This is a genomic window from Fodinibius sp. AD559 (genome assembly GCF_052712805.1).
This window is the reverse complement of record NZ_JBQPVW010000004.1, coordinates 100,038-123,207: the sequence shown is the minus strand read 5'-3', so window position 1 is coordinate 123,207 and position 23,170 is coordinate 100,038. Positions and strand designations below refer to the sequence as shown.

23 protein-coding genes are annotated in these 23,170 nt (G+C 38.0%); 2 read left to right on the top strand and 21 right to left on the bottom strand.

Translation table 11 applies throughout. From position 1 onward, the window contains the following. Positions 1–2 precede the first annotated feature (2 nt). The 5 genes from ACQ4LT_RS08665 to ACQ4LT_RS08645 form a co-directional block, all read right to left on the bottom strand. Positions 3–344: a CPBP family glutamic-type intramembrane protease gene (locus ACQ4LT_RS08665; protein ID WP_445665919.1), complete on the bottom strand. Its 342-nt coding sequence runs from the start codon at positions 342–344 to the stop codon at positions 3–5. A 61-nt stretch (positions 345–405) separates the two neighbouring features. After that, complete coding sequence (locus ACQ4LT_RS08660) at positions 406–897, bottom strand: hypothetical protein (RefSeq protein ID WP_445665636.1); 492 nt, start codon at positions 895–897, stop codon at positions 406–408. A gap of 4 nt (positions 898–901) precedes the next feature. Continuing rightward, the gene (locus ACQ4LT_RS08655) at positions 902–1,627 is read right to left on the bottom strand and encodes a tetratricopeptide repeat protein (RefSeq protein ID WP_445665635.1); all 726 of its coding nucleotides are present in this window, start codon (positions 1,625–1,627) and stop codon (positions 902–904) included. A gap of 56 nt (positions 1,628–1,683) precedes the next feature. Continuing rightward, positions 1,684–2,340 (bottom strand): hypothetical protein, encoded by a 657-nt coding sequence (locus ACQ4LT_RS08650; RefSeq protein WP_445665918.1) that lies wholly within the window; start codon positions 2,338–2,340, stop codon positions 1,684–1,686. Then, positions 2,268–3,932 (bottom strand): TonB-dependent receptor, encoded by a 1,665-nt coding sequence (locus ACQ4LT_RS08645; RefSeq protein ID WP_445665634.1) that lies wholly within the window; start codon positions 3,930–3,932, stop codon positions 2,268–2,270. The genes ACQ4LT_RS08650 and ACQ4LT_RS08645 overlap by 73 nt, the downstream gene beginning before the upstream one ends. Before the next feature lie 728 nt (positions 3,933–4,660). On the opposite strand from ACQ4LT_RS08645, the gene ACQ4LT_RS08640 reads away from it, so the two are divergent. After that, a complete protein-coding gene (locus tag ACQ4LT_RS08640) occupies positions 4,661–4,879 on the top strand; it encodes a cold-shock protein (RefSeq protein WP_445665633.1) in 219 nt (72 codons plus the stop codon). A 152-nt stretch (positions 4,880–5,031) separates the two neighbouring features. Beyond that, on the top strand, positions 5,032–5,271 hold the full coding sequence (locus ACQ4LT_RS08635) for a hypothetical protein (RefSeq protein WP_445665632.1): 240 nt from the start codon (positions 5,032–5,034) through the stop codon (positions 5,269–5,271). Positions 5,272–6,348: 1,077 nt separating this feature from the next. On the opposite strand, the gene ACQ4LT_RS08630 is transcribed toward ACQ4LT_RS08635, so the two are convergent. The 16 genes from ACQ4LT_RS08630 to ACQ4LT_RS08555 all read right to left on the bottom strand — a co-directional run bounded on the left by ACQ4LT_RS08630 (position 6,349) and on the right by ACQ4LT_RS08555 (position 23,015). Continuing rightward, on the bottom strand, positions 6,349–7,473 hold the full coding sequence (locus ACQ4LT_RS08630) for a GTP cyclohydrolase (protein ID WP_445665631.1): 1,125 nt from the start codon (positions 7,471–7,473) through the stop codon (positions 6,349–6,351). 1,318 nt (positions 7,474–8,791) lie between these two features. Next, positions 8,792–9,196: a type II toxin-antitoxin system VapC family toxin gene (locus ACQ4LT_RS08625; protein ID WP_445665630.1), complete on the bottom strand. Its 405-nt coding sequence runs from the start codon at positions 9,194–9,196 to the stop codon at positions 8,792–8,794. Continuing rightward, positions 9,193–9,432 (bottom strand): FitA-like ribbon-helix-helix domain-containing protein, encoded by a 240-nt coding sequence (locus ACQ4LT_RS08620; RefSeq protein WP_445665629.1) that lies wholly within the window; start codon positions 9,430–9,432, stop codon positions 9,193–9,195. Before ACQ4LT_RS08620 ends, ACQ4LT_RS08625 begins: the two co-directional genes overlap by 4 nt. A 246-nt stretch (positions 9,433–9,678) precedes the next feature. Further along, the gene (locus ACQ4LT_RS08615) at positions 9,679–9,939 is read right to left on the bottom strand and encodes a hypothetical protein (protein ID WP_445665628.1); all 261 of its coding nucleotides are present in this window, start codon (positions 9,937–9,939) and stop codon (positions 9,679–9,681) included. Between the two features lie 496 nt (positions 9,940–10,435). Continuing rightward, positions 10,436–11,761, bottom strand: a complete 1,326-nt coding sequence (locus ACQ4LT_RS08610) for a nucleotide sugar dehydrogenase (RefSeq protein WP_445665627.1) — start codon at positions 11,759–11,761, stop codon at positions 10,436–10,438. 11 nt (positions 11,762–11,772) lie between these two features. After that, the gene (locus ACQ4LT_RS08605) at positions 11,773–13,044 is read right to left on the bottom strand and encodes a DegT/DnrJ/EryC1/StrS family aminotransferase (RefSeq protein ID WP_445665626.1); all 1,272 of its coding nucleotides are present in this window, start codon (positions 13,042–13,044) and stop codon (positions 11,773–11,775) included. 6 nt (positions 13,045–13,050) lie between these two features. Then, the gene (locus ACQ4LT_RS08600; RefSeq protein ID WP_445665625.1) at positions 13,051–13,629 is read right to left on the bottom strand and encodes a DapH/DapD/GlmU-related protein; all 579 of its coding nucleotides are present in this window, start codon (positions 13,627–13,629) and stop codon (positions 13,051–13,053) included. A gap of 83 nt (positions 13,630–13,712) precedes the next feature. Then, a complete protein-coding gene (locus tag ACQ4LT_RS08595; RefSeq protein ID WP_445665624.1) occupies positions 13,713–14,741 on the bottom strand; it encodes a Gfo/Idh/MocA family protein in 1,029 nt (342 codons plus the stop codon). Positions 14,742–14,747: 6 nt separating this feature from the next. Then, positions 14,748–15,821: a sugar transferase gene (locus tag ACQ4LT_RS08590; protein ID WP_445665623.1), complete on the bottom strand. Its 1,074-nt coding sequence runs from the start codon at positions 15,819–15,821 to the stop codon at positions 14,748–14,750. A gap of 128 nt (positions 15,822–15,949) precedes the next feature. Beyond that, a complete protein-coding gene (locus tag ACQ4LT_RS08585; protein ID WP_445665622.1) occupies positions 15,950–17,059 on the bottom strand; it encodes a DegT/DnrJ/EryC1/StrS family aminotransferase in 1,110 nt (369 codons plus the stop codon). Positions 17,060–17,077: 18 nt separating this feature from the next. Then, a complete protein-coding gene (locus ACQ4LT_RS08580) occupies positions 17,078–17,818 on the bottom strand; it encodes a formyltransferase family protein (protein ID WP_445665621.1) in 741 nt (246 codons plus the stop codon). Beyond that, positions 17,815–18,855, bottom strand: a complete 1,041-nt coding sequence (locus tag ACQ4LT_RS08575; protein WP_445665620.1) for a Gfo/Idh/MocA family protein — start codon at positions 18,853–18,855, stop codon at positions 17,815–17,817. The genes ACQ4LT_RS08580 and ACQ4LT_RS08575 overlap by 4 nt, the downstream gene beginning before the upstream one ends. Next, a complete protein-coding gene (locus ACQ4LT_RS08570) occupies positions 18,848–19,948 on the bottom strand; it encodes a DUF354 domain-containing protein (protein WP_445665619.1) in 1,101 nt (366 codons plus the stop codon). The genes ACQ4LT_RS08575 and ACQ4LT_RS08570 overlap by 8 nt, the downstream gene beginning before the upstream one ends. 22 nt (positions 19,949–19,970) lie before the next feature. Further along, positions 19,971–20,873, bottom strand: a complete 903-nt coding sequence (locus tag ACQ4LT_RS08565) for a glycosyltransferase (protein ID WP_445665618.1) — start codon at positions 20,871–20,873, stop codon at positions 19,971–19,973. Positions 20,874–20,901: 28 nt separating this feature from the next. Then, positions 20,902–22,131 carry a hypothetical protein gene (locus ACQ4LT_RS08560; RefSeq protein WP_445665617.1) on the bottom strand — a complete coding sequence of 410 codons (1,230 nt, stop codon included), beginning with the start codon at positions 22,129–22,131 and terminating at the stop codon, positions 20,902–20,904. Between the two features lie 74 nt (positions 22,132–22,205). Continuing rightward, complete coding sequence (locus ACQ4LT_RS08555) at positions 22,206–23,015, bottom strand: glycosyltransferase family 2 protein (RefSeq protein WP_445665616.1); 810 nt, start codon at positions 23,013–23,015, stop codon at positions 22,206–22,208. Positions 23,016–23,170: the final 155 nt, after the last annotated feature.

Below are 23,170 nucleotides of genomic sequence, written 5' to 3'. Positions count from 1 at the left end.
ATTTATGAAAAAATTAGTGGTAGTATCATCGTAACACCGTGCACTATGGCCGGAGCCAAAAACGAGCCATTCTTTTCACGAATTACGCCAAAACCGAATCCGGCAACAAAGGTCCAGAATCCCCATGCCCACTCCATTGGGTTGTCTCCCGGACTAATCACATGGATGAGTCCAAAAAATGCCGAAGTTATAATGAGTCCCCATCCAAATTGGAAATTCAGAAAGTTAAACCGTTTTTCAAAAGCAAAATTCAGTCTTGGCTGCATATAACCTCTAAAAAAGAACTCTTCCATAAATCCCACAAACACCAGCGCAATTACAACATTGGATACCGGAGGATACAGAGCATAGAAAATTCCAACCAGAAATAGCCCGATAATAAAAATCCATCCTGATATGCGCGCATCACTGCTCGAAAAGCCTTTTTCTTCGACTACCTTTTTCCTTAAACAACCAAAGCAATCCCAATATGGCTATCAGATAAAAAGAAGCTATGATTCCTGCCCCGCCCCAGTCTGTAAATCCCAGGCCGAACATCTCAGCAATGGGAAAAGCAAAAGAAGCGGGAAACATAACGGCAAGGGCTTTCGCGCCTGCGATCATCGACTTTGTAAATTTTTTGCCATTAAAAACCAGCCTGCCCTCCCTTTCCGATTCCACCCGACCATGCCAATAAACGAGCAGCACGGTCGGTAATACCATATATATTATGGCGCTCAAGATTGGCCGACCTAAAAAAGTTTGCTGCCAAGATTCAAATCCCGGTATTAACTCTGTTATCCACATAAGCCCAATAATACTGATATACGCCAGTATTACTTCGCTAATGACCAGTACCTTATTGTGATATTTTAGCCTTATTTCTTCCGTTAAGTGTGAGAGGTGCGTTTTCTCCATAACGCTACTCGGACTTTTCTTCTAATTCGGGAAGCAACATATTTTTAACCCAAGGGAAACCAGGCTTAACTTCAAGCGCCTTTCGGTATGCTTGCCGGGCCTCTTCGTATTTCTCGGCTTTTACATACCCTTGCCCAAGCCAGGCATAAACTTCAGCCTCACCCCACCTGGGAGCATACGTATTTGGCCGCTGCCAGTCCTCAAATAACTCAGCTGCCCGCTTAAAACCTTCAATTGCCCCTTCAATACTTCCACCAAACATCGAGGGCTTATATAGTTTCCCAATGGCATCAAGCATCACTATGCGGGGATTTGCGGGAGCCAGTTCTTTGGCCTTACTCATGGCATTATCTGATTTAGGACCGTATTTCATCCCTGAAAAAATTCCACTGGCTTTCATTCCATAGCAACTCCCCAGCATGGCGTAGGCTTCAGCAAACTCCCGATCGATTTCCACTGCTTTCTCAAACATTCCCGTAGCTTCGTCGAGATATTTCTCTTGTTGATCTTCATTAATCTGAGGAAAGGAATTTTGCAACCGGTAGTTGCTGTACCCCAAATAATAATAGGCGTATTTTTTTATCTCAGGATCACCTGTTTGAGTCAGTGTTTTTAGTTTTGTATTCAACCCAATTAACCTTTCGGGCTGAAGAGAATCCACTGCTGTTTCAATAGATTGGCGAATTTTGTCAAATTGAGTAGAATCCTGCGCCGATACCTGTTGCGACATAGGGATCATTAACAAACAGAAAAATAACGTTGTTAGATATTTCATTTGCTGGTGATTTAGAGTTCAAGATTAATGGTAACACCGGCATAAACGAACCGGCTATAATCGCTATAAATAGGTCTACGTTGTGAATAATCGTTGTTATAAGTGTAATCTGTTACGTTTTGTCTGTCGAGTACATTCGAAACAGAAGCATAAAATATGACCGACCAATTCTGCTTTGGAACCCAGTAATAGCTCAAATTTAAATCCAAGCGATGAAAATCTGGGAACCGCTGCGAGTGAACGGATCCCTCCACCGGTAGATAGTACCCCTTGGAAACCGGTTCGGCGCCTATGATAGGTGTAAAAGGTCGTCCCGTAGAATACCGGTAGGTAAATCCGCCAGTTAACATATCAACCAGGCAGGCCTTGGCAACAACATTTAGATTATGTGTAATGTCAAAAGCTGAAGGCGCATATTCATAATCGATGCTTTCGGATTTTTGGCGGGGATGCAGTCGCTTGGATCGTAAAAAGCTGTATGAAATCCATCCATTGAAAGGCGTACGCATAAAATCAGAATACTTGAAAAAGAAGTCAGCCCCATACGCTTCACCATAACCCGCATTACTGAGGTTTTGTTGGTCATCCTCAATAATTAAGTCACTATACGACTTGTAATAGCCCTCCGTTCGGACATGAAATAAGTTTTTCCTGAATTCATATCCGATAATGTAGTGCCAGGCTTGCTGAACGCCCAGGTTTTATTGCCTGTTGCAGAATTATATTGAAAGGGTTCGGCATACTGATGGTAGCGACCGCTGGCCAGACGAATGTTGCTGTGATTGGTTGTCTGATACTGCAATGATATTCGTGGATCGATCGTCCATTCCTTAGCATGATTTTCGTAATCCGTGCGTACGCCCAAGCGGAGCTCCAATTGAGGAAACAACTGATATTCCGACTCCAGATATCCTCCTAAACGTTTGGTAAAGTATTGTTCATCAATCGTATAAAAATCTGCATCGGGATCTAAAATATCTTTCTCGCCAGGTAATTGTCCCGCAAATTCGTTGCCAAAGCGCCCCCATTCTAAACCGGCATACCACACCATATCTTCAAATCCAGAGAACTCCAGATCTGACCGTAGTTTGTATGCTCGGTCTGCTTCATTCAGGTCGAGCCCGCCCAGCTGCCGATCGTTTTGGTAGCGATTTACCGAAGCGCTGGTTTTTACAAGCCAATTGCCCCAAAGCTGTTTCCACTGCAAATTATGGAGACGATTTTGTTCCTTACTCCGGTAGGTTGCATCAAACGAAGGCCGGGGCACTGGAACACCAACCCGATTGCTTTTTACATAATTAAAAAACTTGATGGTAGTACCCTGATATGGCTTGGCAATAATACTGAAATTCCCATTAGCGCCCATTGGTGCTTGCTCAAATTCATCGACCAGGCCATTGACTTTAAACATAAACCGAGATAAGCTTCGATTCCCCGAAAATCGGATTCCCAACTTATCCGATACAATCGGAATGGCACCCCCGGCCGACAGCGCCGCCATGCCAATATTTGCATCGAACTGGTTAGCATCGGGCATTCCCTTTGATTCCATAGCCAGTACTGCCGACATCGCATTGCCATATTTAGCTGAAAATCCGCCGGTCGAAAAATAAGTTCCCGAAACCAAGAAAGGCGGAATCGTTCCAAACACTCCGCCAGTCGGCCTCTCATATTTATAAGGATGTATAACCGGAGCCTGATCCAGCACAAATGAAACCTCACTCACATCACCGCCACGGACAAACAAACCCGATCCTTCATCCATATTAGAGACTCCAGGAAAAGTCTGTAATGATCGAAAAATATCTGCGGCTGCCCCCGGTGTAGTTACGACTTCAGTTGGAGACAGGGTAACCCCTTCAGTATCACCAGTAGTAAAAGCATCGGCCGTTACTGTTGTCTCATCCAGTTTAGCCTGCTTCCGCTGTAACTGAAAATTGATTTCAACTGTTTTCGCGGCCTCTACATTTACTTCCTCTTTAGCCGGAGCATACCCAACCATTGAAACAACCATGACAACGGAACTCGAAGAAGATACCTCTATTTGAAATCGGCCCTGCCGATCGGTTACATCTCCATTCGAAGTTCCCTCAATCATAACATGAGCCAAATGCAATGGCTTTCCCTCTTCATTAAGCACAGTGCCTTTAAGCACCGTTTGCTCCCCTTGATGCGCCTGTATGGGAAGTACGGCTACAGTAAAAAATACCCCCAAAAATAATACAACTACTCTTTTAATATGGAATTGTAAATGAGTCATCGGACACTATTTTTGCTTCTGACTTTAACATGACTCCAAAAAGTAAAAGGCTGCGCCCGGTTTTAACGACTATTTTCGATGAGTTGCAGTATTAATCGATAACTGGCAGATGCGATAGGCCTAATGTATCCATCCACCGAAATTAAGTTTTTAGATTATATCTAAGAACTTTTGTCGATTTAAAATCAAATAGCTCCAAATCAGCTCAAGCAACTTCTCCAAATGCTAAAACCTACTTTATGAGGGTCATTTTTTGCAATTGGAAGTTTCACCGACTTTTAATTAGATAAATGCATATACCGAAAGACAGCAATTACTTTCATCAAACCATCCATCTCCCTTCCTCAAACTCATCAACCTACATACGCACCCGGCCCAGCGCATAATAAACCAGAACGTAATCTGTGCCTGTGAGCATACTTGATACCGAATTTAAGGTTAGGGATTAAATCGATTGAATTAGTTCAAAATCCCTCTGATGACTCTTACTTAAATTATCGAAACCAATATGGTTATTAGAAATATAATGAAAGAATAATTTGTTAATACTGAAGTCAGGATATGCGGATATATGCACGCCGGGGATGGACATTCCAAAAATAGAATTGTATCTTTAAATATAATTTTAATTCCCACCTTGGAATTGAGATCTAAGATAGAACTATCTTACGATACATTTCTTTGACGATCTTAACCTAAGGTGTATAAACACACAATACTTAGTATACATGACACAACAAGGTAAAGTTAAATGGTTCGATGTAGAGAAAGGATATGGATTTATCGAGCCTGAGGACGGAAGTAAAGATGTTTTCGTCCACCGCAATAACGTAGAAAATTTGGATTATAATCAAGGTCTTGAAGACGGAGAGAATGTAGAATTCGACGTTGAAGAAACCGACAAAGGCTTAAGTGCAGTTGAGGTACGCAGCCTTGATTACAAGTAAATTTTAGCCAAGATATTTGGTATATGAAAGCCCGCTTTTAAGCGGGCTTTTTTTATTGCTTTAAGGGGGACGTATTGAAATCTTTTTTTACCCTGTAATCTAATAATTATCAAGAGAACCGGTACCACTGAAATTGCTTGTTAAAAAGAACTATGCATCAATTACCTGCTCAACTTTTAAAGAAATACCTTCGCAAGGAGGATATAAGTCCCCAAGAATTTTCTCAACTTTCAGGCCTGCCTGAAACGGAAGTACAGGGTATTATGGAGGGTGACCTTCCTATAACCAGCCTTCGGGCTCATCATTTGGCTGCTGCTTTCGACACGGATGTAGAATTATGGCTTCGTGAAGAGAAGAAGAGAATGAAAAGCAAAAGAAAGAGAAAGAGGTAAACCGAAGGCCTAAGCGGCCATCCCTGGTTGGGTGTGATTGATTCTTTTTCTGCCACGATATATGACGTCATTATTCCAATTCTCTTTAAGTCGTCATCCCGAGCGTAGTCGAGGGATCTATCATGCTTCATAAATTATTAATTGCCACTATAGATTTTTCCGTGCGTCCCCTTCGGGGCTTAGTCGAAATGACGGTATTGCTGGCTTTTCTGGATTCGCAATACTAATACTATATGTCAAACCTGTCATCCCGAGAGCACAATCTTCTCGGAACTCATATTTATGCGAAACCACCCCGCCTTGCTTCGCTTCGGCACCCCTCCAGCGGAGGGGATTTTCCATGTTTATATTTTAGGTTCTTATCTTATTTCTTCGCTCTGGTTACAGTATAAGATCAACACTTTATCCCCTTCACCTGTCATCTCGACCGACAGGGAGAGATCTTTGTTTTAGTTATGTGCAAAAACAGAGATTTCTCGGTTTCGCTGCGCTCCACTCGAAATGACAGGGTTGGTAATTCAAAACATAATGAACAGAAAATGTCATTGCGGACCTTGATCCGCAATCTGGCATGGCAGCAAATCGGTAACACTTACCTAATTGGAACAGCGGTAACAATAAGTCGGTATCGCTGAACTGTTTCCATGCTAGTATATAACAACAGTTGCCGTGCGAGACTCCGCATCGGGTGCGGAGTGACGTCATGTGGTATTATGTTTTAACCTAGCGTCATCTTGCTGTGTCCCGTCCTACGGGGAGTGTAAGTCGATGAATCTCCCGATACCAGGTTCGTACAGGCCATCAAGTCCCCTCTTGGGAGGGGTACGGTTATCAAATCTGTGCTTTTCAGATTTGATGGGGTGGGTAGCTAAATGTGTTACACACCCCGCCTCGCAAGCTCGGCACCCCTCCACTGAAGGGGATTTTTTTTCGTGCCTATTTTACGGTTTACCCAAATAACGAATAACCGTTGTTCGAGGGTACAACCCTCTCTCAACTACGAATTGCCTTAATAGATTTCTCCGTGCGTCCCGTTCGGGACTTAGTCGAAATGACGTCTTGGTTAGATCTTTTACTTTACAAGCTATCTCGGTAGGTTCGTCGTCTTTTATGAAGCCTGTTTTCATACTTTTTCCAAAGCGATCGTATGGCCTCATTATCTGCAAGCTCGGGATTACTTTCAACAGTGGTAATCCCATTTTTGTTAAATACCTCGTTCATCTCCTTAAAAATAATAGATGGCACGCCTTTGTTCTGAAATTCCGGCTTGATCCCAATCAGATAGAAAGCCGCTTTCCGGGGAAAGTACCGCGCCTTTAGCAGATGATACCATCCAAAGGGGAATAACTTACCGTTCGCTTTACGCAATGCCTCAGAAAATGACGGCATCGTAATAGCGAAAGCAACCAGATTGCCGTTTTCGTCTGCCACGCAATTGATAAAATCCGGATGAAGAAATTTAAGATATCTATCCTTATAGTAAGCAATCTGGTCCGGCTTTATAGGGATATAAGTACTTAAATTACTATAGGTTTTATTGATGAGATCAAACATCTCATCAGCATAACCGAGTATCTCCTTGGTATTTGAAAAGCGAACCATATGAAGGTTATACCGCTCCCTGATGAGTTCAGCAAAGCGTTCAATTTTATCGGAGGGACCGTCTTCAGGAATCTGAATCTCATACTCTACCCACTCCTTTTCTTTTTCGTACCCCAGCTGCTCGAGGTGGGATGGATAGTGAGGCATCCCGTACCACGTAACCATGGTATTGGGCTCTTCAAATCCCTCAACAAGCATGCCCGCCTTATCCAAATTGGAAAGTCCCAACGGACCTTCCAAAAACTCCAATTCGTGTTCTTTACCCATCTGCCGCACCTGATTCAGCAGTGCTTTGGAAACATCCGGATCATCGATGTAATCAAAATAGCCGAAACGTATTTTAGGGATATCCAGCTCGCGGACTTCGAGCCCATTTATAATCCCTGCTATCCTCCCCACCGGCTGTTCATGCCTATAGGCCATAAAGTACCTGACCTCCACATGATTAAATACCGGATTTTTCTGAGGATTCAGATTATCCAGCTCATCACTTATTATAGGCGGCGCCCATTGTGGATGATCATCGCCAAACAGCAAAAAGGGAAAGTGAACGAAATCATAAAGCTCATCATGGGAGCTCAATTCACGAATAGTAATCATGCAGTATCAGTATCAATTTTGACCAAACGAATAACGAAGGTAAAAATATCCCTCATTTTTGCCTTTATGATACTAATAAGTATAGGCAAAAAATAATGGCATTTTGTCGATGGCATCTACTTTTTTACTATGTTATTGCGGTATTGATCCGCAATCTGATACGGCAGGAAATATAATAACGGCAAATAAAAAATTTGGGGATATTTATACCGCTGAGCTGTTTTCCATGCTTGTATACAAAAACTACTGCCGTGCGAGATGCCGCATCAAGGTGCGACATGACGTCCTGGTGGTGTTACATTGTATTCATAAACCTTGTCATCTCTGTGTTCAGAGGGAATTGTACTCCCGAAGAACATTTTCGTTGTTACTCGAGGGTACAACCCTCTCTCAACTAGAGAAATGATTTATCAATAAGGTTAGCTTGCAGTTTGGAGTGTCATCCCGCTGTGTCCCATACTACGGGGAGCCTGTCGAGGGATCTATCATGCTTCGAAAATTTATAATTGGCGCCATATGTTTCTCGACTACAAAACGCTCAGAACCTGTCATTGCGGACCTGAGCCGCAATCTCGCATAGCAAGGTATCAGCACCGCCACCATAATAAAACAGCGGTAATAAATGGGTATCGCTGCTCTGTTTCGTTGCCTGCACTGGGGCTACTGCGGTGTGAGATGCCGCATCAAGGTGTGGCATGACGTCCTTGGTGGGGCTTTCATCCTTATTACAAAATCAACTGACAAACCACTCATTTCTTTTGTCATCTCGACTGTTAGGGAGAGATCTTTGTTTTCTGTACTGAGTACATAACCCAAAACATGGATTTCTCACTTCGTTCGAAATGACATTCTTTTTTTTTGCTTATCATCTCGACCAGAGACCCAAGTAATCGTGGCAAATTGTATAGATCTGCAGGAGCAGCTCATATCATTATTAAACATGTTGTACTCCTCGACCTGAACCTGCTAACAGGTAAATATCATGAAGAGATCTATAGAAGCTTATCTGTAGTTAGCCAGCATGATGGATTTCTCGGTTTCGCTGCGCTCCACTCGAAATGACGTCGTTGTTCCAATTCTCTTTAAGGCGTCATCCAGCCGTGTCCCGCCCTACCGGGGGCCTGTCGTTGTGATAAACTTTTTATTGCCAATTTCTCGGGTTACTTCGGCATAAGTATTCTGTAGAAAGGATAGAGGGTGAAAATAATAATTGTGTACCGGTTGCCGGTAATATGCTCAAGAATTGTTCTAACAAGTAAATGTACCGTCCCAAATTCTGGTACAATGCCCACTTTGGGGTAAGTCTCCTGCACCAAATTTATGATCCGATTACATTCTCCGGATGTTTAGCTAATTCCGGGAACTCCCGCAGAAGTTCCTCGTCCATGGTAATTAATTCAAGATCGAGATCCTTGGCTAAGCTTACGAATTCACAATCATAGGAAGAACAGGTCGATTGCCCGACATGATAAAGAACTTGCACTGAATTCACCTGAAACTGCCGGTCTTTCATTTGAAGCTCAGCCTTCTCCATAATCAGCAAAGCTTCTGCTAATTCGATCAAACCTTTTCTCAAATATAGCGCCACTACATTTCGAAATTCACTTCGCCAAAGAATAGGAGCCACCCATTGTGGATCCTTTTGATAAAGCTCGTCACAAAGATCCGTTGAATCCGATGGCAGCCAAAAATGTGCAAGAATATTCGTATCGACAACAATCACGATCGCCCTTGATTAATAGCGGATTCAATTTCTTCGGAAGAGAGGCTCCCTTTTGCTTTTTTTCGCAGTCGCCGTGCTTCTTGTAAAATATCGTCAGTAGAAACCTTTTGAGATTTGACGGTTTGCTCTAAACAGGCAATGATTTCACTGTTGATGCTGCGATGGTGAGCCTCGGCCTGCTCACGGACTCGATCATAAATTTCTTCCGGGATATTTTTTACTGTGATACTTGGCATAACAAATTAGTTTCGTTATGGTTTCTTTATGAAACTAAAAAGGGTGGGAGATTATTGCAAGTAAATAAAGTCACTTATCCGATATTACTCGATGCTACAACCCACTCGTAACGGGCGAAATGACGTCGTTGTTCTACCATCCGTTATTCTTTTTGGGCGTCATCCCGCTGTGTCCCGTACTACGGGGAGCGTAAGTCGAGGAATCTCCCGATACCAGGTTCGCCCAGGCCATCAAGCATAGAGCCATCAAGTCCCCTCTTGGGAGGGGGTACGGATATCAAATCTGTGCTTTTCAGATTTGATGGGGTGGATGGCTAAATGTGTTACACACCTCCCCTCGCAAGCTCGGCACCCCTCTCGAGAGGGGAATTTTGTAGTGCTAACTTCATGAATTACCCCATAAAAAAGCAGTGTCATCCCAAATCCATTAAAAGCACTGTCATACTGAGCGGAGGTCTTGTTTTTTTCAAGGCCGTAGTCGAACGTATCTCCTACTAAAAGGCTCACTTAGAATCAAAAGGATACCTCTCAACCACTTACAAATATTTACTGGGAAAATCCTTCGACTCCACCTCGTTCCACTCATTATGACATCAGCGTTGGTTTTGGAAGGATACGGGTATCGATGAGTTTGCCGAATTGATATTGAACCTGCGGCCAATCGATTATGAGTGGCATCATTTTCAGTCCCTGCTAAACAGAGAGATCGATATCAGGAATTGCTGTACCCACTGGTGTACCACAAAAACGTATCACTGGTGAAAAAGTGTCCCTACAGAATACAGGCAGCGTTTTTTTAAAAATACTTGCTGATAATGAACTTTTAAACCAAACTCGTGTCAATCGATATAAACTCTATTGGAATTACCGGATATAAATATAACAGTACTTTCAAACTCCTCCACTTTAACACTTAACAACTGCAACACTTATACACGTCATACCCCACCCCTTTCGAAGATGCCTCTCAACTAAACTCAACCTTCACCTAAAACGTCATCCGCTATGCTTGCCAGATATGCTTCTCTCCTTTTCCATAGCCATTCATCGCATTACGAGTATCGATAATACAATTACTCCATTCAGATAACTCTTTGTAATTGATATCAGAATGATTAGTTGCAATAATTACGGCATCATAGCTACTGATCGTTGACTCATCCCAACTGACCGATTCTGTGCCCGTCCATTGATCGTACTCGCGAGTAGGTTTTATCTCGGGAATATGCGAATCATAATAAGAAACATTGGCACCGTACTTTTTCAACAGATCCATAATTTCAAACGTAGGAGATTCACGCATGTCATCTACATCCGGTTTATATGCTAATCCAAGTACAAGTACATCACTACCATTAACAGCTTTTTTATGGGCATTTAACGCTTTTAACGTCTGATCAATCACATATTGTGGCATCTTTGTATTAACCTCACCCGCCAATTCAATAAACCGTGTATGCTGATCAAATTCACGTGCCTTCCAAGTCAAATAAAAAGGATCTATGGGAATACAATGCCCGCCCAAACCCGGACCGGGGACAAACTTCATAAAACCGAAAGGCTTCGTATCCGCAGCATCCAATACTTCATGCACATCAATATCCATCTCGGCAAATACCACTTTTAATTCATTGACAAGAGCAATATTTACAGCACGAAATACATTTTCAGTAATCTTTACGGCTTCAGCAGTCTTGGTATCGGAAACAGGTACCGTTTGCACTATAGATGTATCATATAAAGCACATGCCAATTCTACCCCCTCTTGTGTATGCCCACCTACTACTTTTGGGATACTACTCGTATCAAAATTAACATTGCCCGGATCTTCACGTTCGGGACTGTATGCCACATAAAAGTCTTCTCCGGCTGTTAGTCCTGACTTTGATTCCAGTATTGGAATAACCAGCTCTTCGGTAGTGCCGGGATAAGTAGTGGATTCCAAGATCACCAGCTGTCCTTCGCGCAGGTGCTCTCCGACCGTCAGACAGGTTTTTTCAACATACTGCATATCGGGCTCACGGTGCTCGTCCAGTGGAGTAGGAACACAAAACAGCAGGGCATCGACCTCAGAAACACGAGTAAAATCCGTAGTAGCATCACACTTATCACTACCGGCCAACTCCTGCATCATTTCTTCGCCCAAGTGCTTAATATATGATCGCCCCTCTTTAATGTAATTAATTTTTTCTTTATCAATGTCAAAACCCAGTACTGGCATATCATTACTGTGGAAGGTCCACATCAGGGGCAGACCTACATATCCCAACCCCAAGACTCCTATTTTATATTCTCTCTGATCTATTTTTTTTAATAATTCTTCTAACATTGATTAGTTACTTAAATATTATTTAGTATTTCTTTTATCGTATCTACAACGTATTGCTGTTGTGCCCCAGTTAACTCTGGATAAATAGGAAGGGCAAGTGTTGTGTTACTTGCACACGATGATATCGGACAATCTTTAGGTTCATACCCTAAATACTGAAAGCATTCCTGCTCATGCATAGGCACGGGATAATAAACCGAATAACCTATATTCTTTTTATCAAAAGCATTCATTATTTCTTCCCGGGCTCCCGTTCGTATCACATATTGATGATAAACATGTCGGCCGTCATTATCAGGATCACCATGTAATTCTTTCGGGGTTAATATTTTTTTGGGATTTTTAACAAAATTACAACTACTTTTCCCTTCTTTTGCACATGAGCCATCACAAATTATCTGATTAGGATCTCCCTGTAAATTAGCTTCTTTAAACAAACGATTATACAACAGCGCCTTCTCTCTACTGGCATCAGACCAACTATCAAGATGTTTTAACTTTACATCCAATACAGCTGCCTGAATTGCATCAAGACGACTGTTAACGCCAACTAAACTATGATGATATTTTGGTTTCGCTCCATGCAGACGTAACACTTTGAGCTTCTCTGCCATCTCAGGATCATCAGTGGTCACTAATCCCCCATCTCCATATCCTCCAAGGTTTTTACTCGGAAAGAAACTAAAACAGCCAAAATCACCTATGCTACCGGCTCTTTTTCCTTTGTATTCAGCGCCAATAGCTTGAGCAGCATCCTCAATCACTTTAATATCATACTTATCACCCAACTCCATAAAAGCATCCATATCAGCCATCTGTCCATACAGGTGCACGGGAATCATAGCTTTCACCTCATCCGGAGTAACATCAATTTTCTCGTTTAAGGGATGGTTTCCTTCCAAAAACCTTTTAACTTGATCAGGATCAATATTGTAACTACTGGGATCAATATCTAAAAATATTGGGGTCGCACCCAACCTCGCTACTGCACCCGCTGTTGCAAAAAAGGTGAAGGAAGTTGTTATAACCGCATCCCCTTGACCAATATCCTGTGCCATTAATGACAACAATAATGCATCCGAACCTGATGCACATCCTACAGCATAATCTGCTTGACAATATTCCGCTATATTTTCTTCAAATAATTCGACCTCAGGCCCCATGATAAAATATTGGCTATCGAGGACTCTGTCGATAGCTTCTTTCACTTCATCTTGAATACGATCATATTGGGCATTTAAATCTAATAACGGTACTTCAGTAATAGATTCTTCAATAGACATAAATTGTTACAATAATTTTACTTGGTTATTCTCAAGTTTATATTCCTCTCCAGTTTCAGGGCATTCAGCAATTCCATTATCATCAAAATGTAATTTCAACCCTCCTTTTGATATCCACCCTATCTGTTTAGCCGGTACTCCCGCAACTAAAGCATAAGCAGGTACATCTTTTGTCACCACACAACCGGCACCGATAAACGCATATTCTCCTATCGTATTACCACAAACTATTGTTGCATTAGCGCCAATACTTGCGCCCTTCTTAACACGGGTAGTCAGATATTCATCTTTACGTTCAACAGCACTTCGGGGATTAATTACATTTGTAAATACCATACTGGGACCACAAAAAACATCATCTTCCAAAATTACACGATCATAAATAGAAACATTATTTTGCACACTCACATTATCGCCCAATTTTGCCTTACCTGCTATATAAGCATTTTGACCTATTACACAATTGCTGCCAATTTCGGCCCCTGACATCACATGAACCCAATGCCATATTTTAGTACCCTTCCCTATTGACGCAGGCTGATCGATAATTGCAGAATTGTGTACAAAATAATCTTTAGATTCCATTTATAGAAAACTTACTCTATAATTATTAAAAGAGGTGCTTAAATACGGTTACGTAAAAATTGATGCACTACAAAGTACAAAAATCACAAATTATTAGGACGCTGTTTATATATATTCTCGATGATTTCGACCACTTTCATTCCTTCAAGGGCATTTGTTGTTATACTTTCTTCACCATGTAGCGTATTTACAACATTTTCTATAATATAGTGGTGATTGGCCGCACTTCCTTTGTATGGACCATAATCGTTAGGAGGATTTGTTTCCGATAACTCGGGCATCTCATAATCCTTTACATGGCAGTATTCAACTTCGTTCATATATTGTCCACCAACTTTAACGCTGCCTTTCGAACCCAATACTGTAATACTACTCTCCATATTCTTACCCCAAGTAGAAGTAGAATAATTGAAAGTACCTACCCCGCCATTCTGGAAATCAAAGTGGACAACTCCCGAATCTTCAAACTCAATCATTCCTCTATGATTAAAATTATTGAGGTTTGCTTTGATATTTTCGATATCGCCAAACACCCAGTAAAGAATATCAATAAAATGACTAAACTGTGTAAATAAGGTACCGCCATCTAACTCTTCAGTACCATGCCAGTCACCAGGCTTGTAGTAGCGATCATCCCGATTCCAATAACAATTGGTTTGGACCATATAAATATCGCCAAGAATATTATCTCCAACGATATTATTGAGCCAAACAGAGGTAGGACTATACCTATTTTGCTTAACAACAAATACCTGCCGATTAACTTTCAACGCTTTAAAAATGATCTTTTCACAATCACTTTTTGTTAGGGCCATTGGCTTCTCAATAACCACATGATAACCGGCATCCAAAGCCTTTAAAGCCAAAGGAGCATGAAGACCATTAGGGGTAGCAACAGTTATTACATCAGACTCTCGATTATCATTTTCAATAAACTCCTCTAAGCCCTGAAAAAGATCGGTACTGTATCCTAATTCCTTAGCCTCTTCAACTAAAGAATTTTTTATGTCTATAATGGCATTTAGTTTTGAACCATCATATTCATCAACAATTTTTGCATGTCTTTTCCCTATTCGGCCAAACCCGCAAACCGCAAATGTTATATCATCCATTAAAAACTAATTACTCCGTGCTCTTTTAATAAAAATATTATAGAGTGACTTGAAGAAATATTTGATATCAGTTAAATAAGGATGCTTTTCATACTGCATCATATATTTTTTCTCTGATGCAAAAATCTCCTCCATTGTTTTTGGCAGATCTACATAAAAAGGAGGAATAAGCCCGGGCTTATATTTTTTTCGACGCTCTTGAAATTGCTCGGGATATAGCTCAAAATAATGACGACTTAATGGTCTTACTCCAACTAATTTAAGATCTCCTTTGAACCAATTATAAAGCATGGGCAGTTCATCTAACCAAAACTTTCTCAACACCTTGCCCCAATTTGTTATGCGAAAATCATCTTTAAACTTGCCACCTTTCTCAACGTCATTTTGTTCATATATATATTCCTGCAAATATTCTGAATAAGGGTGCATTGTCCTTAGCTTATATACATCTATAATCTTTCCTTTGTATCCAACACGTTTTAAAGCAATTAAAGGACCATAGGTAGGATTATCATCAAACTCCGGTTTCTCAATCTTTCTTGCTGTAAAATACGTTAACCTATTTTTTTCAGAATAATCTACTATTTCAAATCCACATGAAACTAACCGTCCAAGTATAGTGGATAAAGGAAGTGAACGATCATTGCCATTCGTTACATCAAAATAAAAACTTTGAGTGAATTTTATTTTAGGACAAACACGTTTCCAGATAAAATCTAACACATAAACTATCTGCGCTATGATAAATGGATAAGCATTTAATATCCTTTCTTTTCGCTGCTCTTTACTTTCAAAGCAACCAATAAAAAGCCCTCCAAACGCCATCTCTGAGTTTACGGTCTCAAAAAACTTGTTAATGTGTCGAACATCATTTAATCTTTTGAGATTAACCAAGTTTTTAACCTTGTCCTCCTGAAGAGACTCAATATTAAAACGGTATGTGGTTTCAACAAAATTAATCTCATCAGTGCTTGTATCAAGATTAGATTGTATGAAATCTACCGCCTCTGAATTGTATCTCTCTGAGATAGGTATACTGGATGTCTCTACCTCTCTTTGTAATGATGCTGTATGGGACATGTCTGTAACGTTTTTTCTATAGACAATCTATCTTTAATGATATTTTAGATGGGAAGGTAACAATAATTTACAGCTAAATGAAATTTCTATAAATCACAATAGTTATGAGCTATAAATCCTGCTCTTTCTTACTTGTTAGTATAATACTTCTTTAAGTTGTTAGTAACATACTTAATTTGAGTATTCGTGAGTTCGGGATACATGGGCAAAGACAAAATCTCTTGTTGTGCTTTATAGGCATTGGGAAAATCTTCTGGTGTATGGTTTAAATAGTCATATGCAGATAGGAGAGGAAGAATGGTTGGATAATGAATAGAAGTATTAATTCCCTTGTCTTTCAAATAATTTGCTAATTTATCTCTCCTCTCTGCTCTAATTACATATAAATGGAATACATGAATAGCATTTTTCCTGATTTTTGGGGTAGTAATTCCTTCAAAATCAGCCAATAATTCATTGTAGTGTAAAGCATTAGATAGGCGCTTTTTATTCCAATCTTGGATATAAGATAATTTTACATTCAAAATCGCTGCTTGTATACCATCCAGTCGGCTGTTAATACCTTCAATTTTATGATCATGTTTTTGTAAAGAACCATGATTAGCAAACATACGACATTTATCAGCTAATTCATCATTATCAGTAATAATAGCACCTGCATCCCCATATGCTCCTAAATTTTTTCCTGGATAAAAGCTAAAAGTAGCGGCATCGCCAAATGTCCCCACCTTTTGGTCTTTATATTCTGCAAAATGTGCTTGTGCTGTATCTTCTATCACATATAAATCATATTTATTGGCAATTCTCATTATAGGATCCATATCTGCCGGTTGCCCGTACAAATGGACTGGAATAATCGCTTTCGTTTTATCAGTTATCTTTTCTTCAATCTTGGTAGGATCAATAGTAAAATAATCAGGCTCTATATCTACAAAAACGGGCTTTGCTCCAGTCTGGCTAATAGTTTCGGATGAAGAAATCCAACTATTAGCAACTGTAATAACTTCATCACCAGAACCTACACCAAGCATTTTTAAAACTATGTAAATAGCATCAGTTCCATTTCCTACTCCAATACAATTTTTTACCCCATATTTCTCAGCGTATTTTTGTTCGAAATTATCAACATAATCGCCCCGTATAAAAGCCGTATCGTTAACTACATTTTGGATTGCCCCATCAATTTCATTCTTATGATTTTTATACTGAGCTTCAAGATCTACGAAAGGAATATCCATTATTAATTTAGTTGAACATTAAATTTTAAAATGCACTTTTTTTCCTTCAATAAAAGTAAATGGCGGTTCAAAACCAGGCATTGAGGTTGCTCGGATATGTCTATCTATTTTATCTCTCTCCCAATTCAAATCTATTTTTTTTATTTCCTGTATTTCATCACGAAAATGAATTGATGATTTTCTTTCACCTACTAAATCCTTTTGACTCTTCCTTTTATACTGATCCCTTAGAAATTTTTCAACTTTTTTGTCAAACAGTTCAGCCCCCACTTTTATTGTTTCATCATATAATTCTTTTACCCAATATTTTTTATCATCTATTCTAAATCTTTCTTCAAATAAGATATCACCTGCATCAATATTTTCATTCATTTCATGAAGAGTCGCTCCGAACCATTTTGCTTCATCAATAATCGCAAATGAAAATTGATTGCAACCTCTATATTCTGGTAAAGGGGCTAAATGTAGATTTACAGCAATTTCTGAAGCTTTCTCAATATGTTTTTTCTTAAGAATTTCATCATGCTGTACTGAAATAGTTATATCTACTTCAGGTAAATCAAGATACTCATCTAATGAGGTTAAGCAATTGATCCCGTATTTTTCACAAAGATCAAAAATAGTCTCTTCAGTATCTAAACGAGTAGACCTGCTTATTACCCCAACAATTTTACATAAGCCATCTATATGAAGATCTAAAAGTGACTTAAAACACTTGTACCCTATCTTTTTTGCACCAAGAAAGGCTATTTTCTTCATCTCTCTGTTTCCTCATATGTCGATTTTACAGCTCTTGTACAAGAATAAATTTTTTCAATTATTTCCACCGTTTTCAGCCCTTCATAACCAACAGTTGTTGCCACTCCATCGTTTTTAAATACTTCTATAATATTTTCATAAACTTTATCATGATTAGACATTGACCCCTTATAAGTTCCATAATCGTTAGCCCCTGCTGACGTTTTCAAATTCTTTATCTCATGACCTTCAATATTTTGATACTCTAGCTCATTAAGATACTCACCGCCAATCTTAACTGTTCCTTTAGTCCCAAAAAGTGTTATAGAACCTTCCATGTTTCCTCCATAAGCATTAGTAGTATAACTCAATCCCCCAATAGCTCCATTGGTAAATTCAAAACCTACTACTCCTGTATCCTCAAACTCAATAGTGTCATGATGATTTTGGTTCTTTGTCAAAGCCCAAACATTTTCAATATCTCCTGCCAACCAAAACATAATATCTATAAAATGACTAAACTGTGTGAAAAGTGTGCCACCATCTAACTCTAAAGAACCTTTCCAATCTGAAGAGTTATAATATTCTTCATGACGATTCCAAAAACAATTAACTTGCACACTTAATAATCTTCCCAAACGCCCTTCATTAATAAGTTTCTTTACAGCATCTATGGGAGGATTAAATCGATTTTGTTTAACCACAAACAACCGCTTGTTGGCCTTTTCGGCTTCTGTTAACATTCTGCCACAATCAGCAACTGACAATGCCATAGGCTTTTCACAGAGCACATGGTAACCTGCTCGTAATACTTGTATTGAATGTTTAGCATGTAACCCATTGGGTGTACATATAGCTATAATATCTATACCTTTCTCATTTTCGAGCATTCCATTTACGGTATAATATGCTGTGGCATCATTACTTTCCGCTAATTCATTAGCTTTATCTTCCTTGATATCACAAACAGCTTGTAGCTTGCCAACATTGCTAATATGCTGGGCATGTCTTTTACCTATTCTGCCACAGCCAATTATACCAAATTTTATTTCACTCATTGTCTATAAACCTTTTTTCGTATTCTGAATTTTCCTTAATAACTCTAATGCTATCTGGATAATTATTAATAAGCCAAAAATAAAAAGAGGTTACATCTATTTTTTCTTTTAAATATTCTTCTCTTTTTTTCCTCCACTTCGCCTTTATATTTTCATCTGAAACAAACATTTCCAGAATATCAACTAACTTGTTGTATTCATCAGGATGTAAACTGACCAAAAGACCAGAATCGACTAAATCCTGAATTACACCTGCTTCGGATGCCCATGAAGATATACATATTGAAGGCACCCCTAAAGTTGCAGCTTCCTCTGCCATAGTTGGACTTTCCCCTATTTGTAAAGTTGCATGAGATAACGCATCATGCATTAAATCAGAAGGTATATCAATGGTATACTTTTTTAAAGAATCAGGTAAACCTTTTTCTGAAGAAATAAATACATGCATGTGTTTTGCTAGCTTGGTCACAATCTCTTCCTTCTGATCTTCTGTCAGCCCATATTCACCGACATCATGAAATGCCTCCCACGCAACAAAACGAATAATTGCATACTTCTCATTTTCCTCTATGCCTAAATAATTAAATATCTCATTTGATGGCTCAAAATAGTTTGGATGCAAATACGCTAATTCGTGTGAACCCAAATATCTGTAATGTTTCTCTTCTCCATAATCTCTTTTAAAACTAGTGGAAGTAAACACATAGTCAACTAGAGGTAAAGTAAATCTATGTAGCTTATATCCTGGTTCTGTATCAGCAAAAGACAAATGAGGCACTCCTAATATATAACTGATACAACTGCTTAGAGGGGATAGTCTACTTATAATTAAATCTGGATTAAATTTTTTAGCAATGAAAAAAAAATTCAATAAGCTTAGAGGAAGATCAATAATTTTTTTAAAAAATCCTTTTTTTGTTTTTCCTATTATTTCATAGGGTAGGTTATATCTATTTGCAAGCTCTAATACAATATCTTTATCCTTAACAGCAAATAATACTTCCCAATCGTTTTCTATTAACTTAAAAAATAAATTTCTAAACTGATGAATGTGGGCTGGATGACCAATCTCTATCAATAATTTGTCTTTCATTATCTTTTATAAAATATATTCTTTATACAATTTTGCTATATACTTTGGTTATTTTTCGTGCAGTATCTCTTAAATTATGTTTACAAACTAATTTCCTCAAATCATTACCTCTATTTGATTGAATCTGTTTAGATAACTTATTTGCAACATCTTTTGGGTCATATTTTGCTATTAAATTACAATGTTCAGATCCCAAAATTTTTCGGACATCGCCGACATCAGTAGATACAATAGGCACATTACAGGCCAACGCTTCCTTTGCAATTAATGGCCCTGTCTCATTAAAGGATGTAATCAAAACTACATCTGAAGCATTGATCAACATGGCTACTTCTTTTTTTGTGTAACCTGCCAATTCTATTAACTCTACATCCTCTAATTTAGAAACTGCTTTTTTAGCTAGCTTTACATTTTTAACCTTTCGGTCAAAAGAAGAAGAGAAAAGTATAATTTCAGCATCTTTTGCTAAATCAAAATATTCTCTACACTTTTTTTTATTCATCGGCTTAAAAAGACCTAAATCAATCCCACATGGGATTATCTCAAAGTTATTTTTTAATGCTAATTGATTAACCTGTTTTTCATTAGTTACAATACAATAAACTGATAATATTGAAGCTATATATGATAGAAATCTATTAAAAATATAATGGATATCACTTCCATGAAATGTAGTTACTACTGGAATTTTTCGTTGAAAGTTTGCCAGCAAACCACTCAAACCATAATGAGCATGTATTAATTGATATTCTTGTTCGTTTAACTTTCTTAATAACGGGACCAAATTCTTCAAATATCCAATTATACCCTTTCCTTCAATTTCAAAAATATCTACAGTTAATCCTTCTTTCCTCAACGACTTAACTTGATCTTTTACAAATGGACTAATGCCATTATTACCACTGCAGACTTTTAAAATTCTCATCAAAAACTATTTAAACTGTGGTTTCAAGTTAACTATGTTGAATAGGATGTCCTTTTAAATGTATCCCCGTTAAAAAACTTAGAAAAGTACCAGCTGTAGCTGAATACAATACATAACCTCCAAAAAAACTATAAGCAAGGATTAAAAAAAAAGCTATTGATAGTGGATTAGATATCCCAATCTTCCAAGCTTTTTTTAAAGCTTGGAAGAAAAAATAAAACACCAATAATCCACCTATTAAGCCATACTGAAATATTAAATCAAAGAAATCCATTGCAGCAAAATCAAACGACCCGTTTCTTAACTCCCAAAAGTTCATTTGACCAACTCGGCCTATTCCGAATAATGAAATAAAAAAATTGCTGATCTGATAAGCTGTCTGTTCAATCACATATTCGATTCTTCGATAAGCCAATATAATTTCATTGAATGCCCCACCCCCATTTGAACTATATAATCCAGCTCTTTTAAGGGTTGATAAATATCTATTATTGAATATCTCAATTACTACAGGTTTAATTAATATTCCAAAATAGATTAAGAAAGGTGTAATTAAAATTCCGGTCCAAGCTATTCTCTTAGCATTCCACTTTATTTTTAACAAGAAGTAAAGAACTAAAATCAAAGGAGTTATAAAAATAACTTTAGTTCCAACTATATAAATATTTAAGAACCCAATAAGGGTAAAAATTTTACTTTTAAAATCATCTTCCCACTTAAATAAGTAATATGAAAAAAAAACAATACTTAAGACCGATGCGGCATTTCCCCCATACAAAAAACCCTTGGTAGCTGTCTCAATATTTCCATAGGTATCTAAACCTAAACCAGTAACAAAACTAAAAAAAAGATTTAAACTAAAGATTATGAAATTCACCTTCATGATTTCATCAGCCCTAGAGTAAAAAAACACCCAATTTCTCTGGACATAATATGCTAGCAATAAAACAAATATTAGCTTACTTAAATTATATACCTCAATTCCAATCCCTACAAACGATTTGTTTTGTATACCTAGTACTAAGCCTAAACACAGCAAATAAACACATGTAATAAACATGAATTTTGAATAGTCAAATCTCTCACTTGACTGATTCTTCAATAAACTTGTACTTATGATTAATAATATTCCCCCTCTAATTATTTGACCAGGATGCAAAGGAAGCATTGATTCAAGGGACAAATAGTCAAGTAGGAATCCCAATAAAATATCCAAAAATAAAATTCCACAAAAATACCAATAAATGATTTTCTTCATCCTATCCAACAAACCCTAAAACACCGCCGTGTTGCATTAGTTACTTAAGCACAGCTAGTATATTGTTATATTACTCAACTCTTATTAAATATTTTATACTTAAATTTTAAGTATTTATAATGTACATTTTTAGGTAATATTTTGACCAAGAAATATAATGGATACTTAAATATTAAATACTTTAAAATAGCTCCAATTGCCCAAATAGTTTCTTTGTTAATATACTTTTTATATATCCTTATTTTTTGATAAGGAGACCTTAGATATGAAGCTCCTCCTTTCAAAAAATTAGCATGTATTTTATTAGTATTTTGGTATTTATATCCTTCCACATAAGCTTTAAAAGCAAACTCGAAATCACCCGCCGTATCATAATTTAAACTATAGTATCCCAAATCTTGATAAACAGTCTTTTTAATAAAAAAGGAAGGATGATTAAGGTTACTTATTCCAAATGAAAACATTTTTGATGGGGATAATCCTTTTTGGACTTTGATAAGATTTCTTTCCTCATCTAAAATATTTATCCCCCCATAAATAACATCAAAGTCTGTATTATTAATTAATTTGAACACATTTTCTATTGCTGATTCTATGTAAGTATCACCAGCATTTAGTAAACCTATATATTCTCCCTGCGCTAATTGAATTCCTTTATTCATTGCATCATAAATGCCCTTATCCTTTTCACATATAAATTTATCAATAATTGATGAATATTTTTTAATTACCTCTGTTGTACCATCAGTTGACTCTCCATCAATCACGATATACTCTAATTCTATTTTTTCTTTAAGTGAAGCAATATTATCAAGTGTAAACTTAATGTTATCTACTTCATTAAAAACTACTGTTACCACACTAACCAATGGCTTATCATCCATTTCTCAACTAACCTTATTCTTTTCAGTAATCCTATTACCATAAGAATCATTAATATTTATTGGATACTCCTCGCTTATCATCAATTTTACTTTCTCCTATCTTTATATACACTAAGAAATTCTCATTACCCAAGTACTGTCAAGTAATATTGCTA

Bases quoted from the DNA above. Each gene is read 5' to 3' on its own strand.
- ACQ4LT_RS08590 (WP_445665623.1), bottom strand. From the start codon at position 15,821: ATGTCCCATACAGCATCATTACAAAGAGAGGTAGAGACATCCAGTATA.
- ACQ4LT_RS08570 (WP_445665619.1), bottom strand. From the start codon at position 19,948: ATGAAAGACAAATTATTGATAGAGATTGGTCATCCAGCCCACATTCAT.
- ACQ4LT_RS08610 (WP_445665627.1), bottom strand. From the start codon at position 11,761: ATGTTAGAAGAATTATTAAAAAAAATAGATCAGAGAGAATATAAAATA.
- ACQ4LT_RS08630 (WP_445665631.1), bottom strand. From the start codon at position 7,473: ATGATTACTATTCGTGAATTGAGCTCCCATGATGAGCTTTATGATTTC.
- ACQ4LT_RS08595 (WP_445665624.1), bottom strand. From the start codon at position 14,741: ATGGATGATATAACATTTGCGGTTTGCGGGTTTGGCCGAATAGGGAAA.
- ACQ4LT_RS08635 (WP_445665632.1), top strand. From the start codon at position 5,032: ATGCATCAATTACCTGCTCAACTTTTAAAGAAATACCTTCGCAAGGAG.
- ACQ4LT_RS08605 (WP_445665626.1), bottom strand. From the start codon at position 13,044: ATGTCTATTGAAGAATCTATTACTGAAGTACCGTTATTAGATTTAAAT.
- ACQ4LT_RS08645 (WP_445665634.1), bottom strand. From the start codon at position 3,932: ATGACTCATTTACAATTCCATATTAAAAGAGTAGTTGTATTATTTTTG.
- ACQ4LT_RS08575 (WP_445665620.1), bottom strand. From the start codon at position 18,855: ATGAGTGAAATAAAATTTGGTATAATTGGCTGTGGCAGAATAGGTAAA.
- ACQ4LT_RS08640 (WP_445665633.1), top strand. From the start codon at position 4,661: ATGACACAACAAGGTAAAGTTAAATGGTTCGATGTAGAGAAAGGATAT.
- ACQ4LT_RS08565 (WP_445665618.1), bottom strand. From the start codon at position 20,873: ATGAGAATTTTAAAAGTCTGCAGTGGTAATAATGGCATTAGTCCATTT.
- ACQ4LT_RS08560 (WP_445665617.1), bottom strand. From the start codon at position 22,131: ATGAAGAAAATCATTTATTGGTATTTTTGTGGAATTTTATTTTTGGAT.
- ACQ4LT_RS08585 (WP_445665622.1), bottom strand. From the start codon at position 17,059: ATGGATATTCCTTTCGTAGATCTTGAAGCTCAGTATAAAAATCATAAG.
- ACQ4LT_RS08600 (WP_445665625.1), bottom strand. From the start codon at position 13,629: ATGGAATCTAAAGATTATTTTGTACACAATTCTGCAATTATCGATCAG.
- ACQ4LT_RS08620 (WP_445665629.1), bottom strand. From the start codon at position 9,432: ATGCCAAGTATCACAGTAAAAAATATCCCGGAAGAAATTTATGATCGA.
- ACQ4LT_RS08580 (WP_445665621.1), bottom strand. From the start codon at position 17,818: ATGAAGAAAATAGCCTTTCTTGGTGCAAAAAAGATAGGGTACAAGTGT.
- ACQ4LT_RS08660 (WP_445665636.1), bottom strand. From the start codon at position 897: ATGGAGAAAACGCACCTCTCACACTTAACGGAAGAAATAAGGCTAAAA.
- ACQ4LT_RS08555 (WP_445665616.1), bottom strand. From the start codon at position 23,015: ATGGATGATAAGCCATTGGTTAGTGTGGTAACAGTAGTTTTTAATGAA.
- ACQ4LT_RS08655 (WP_445665635.1), bottom strand. From the start codon at position 1,627: ATGTCGCAACAGGTATCGGCGCAGGATTCTACTCAATTTGACAAAATT.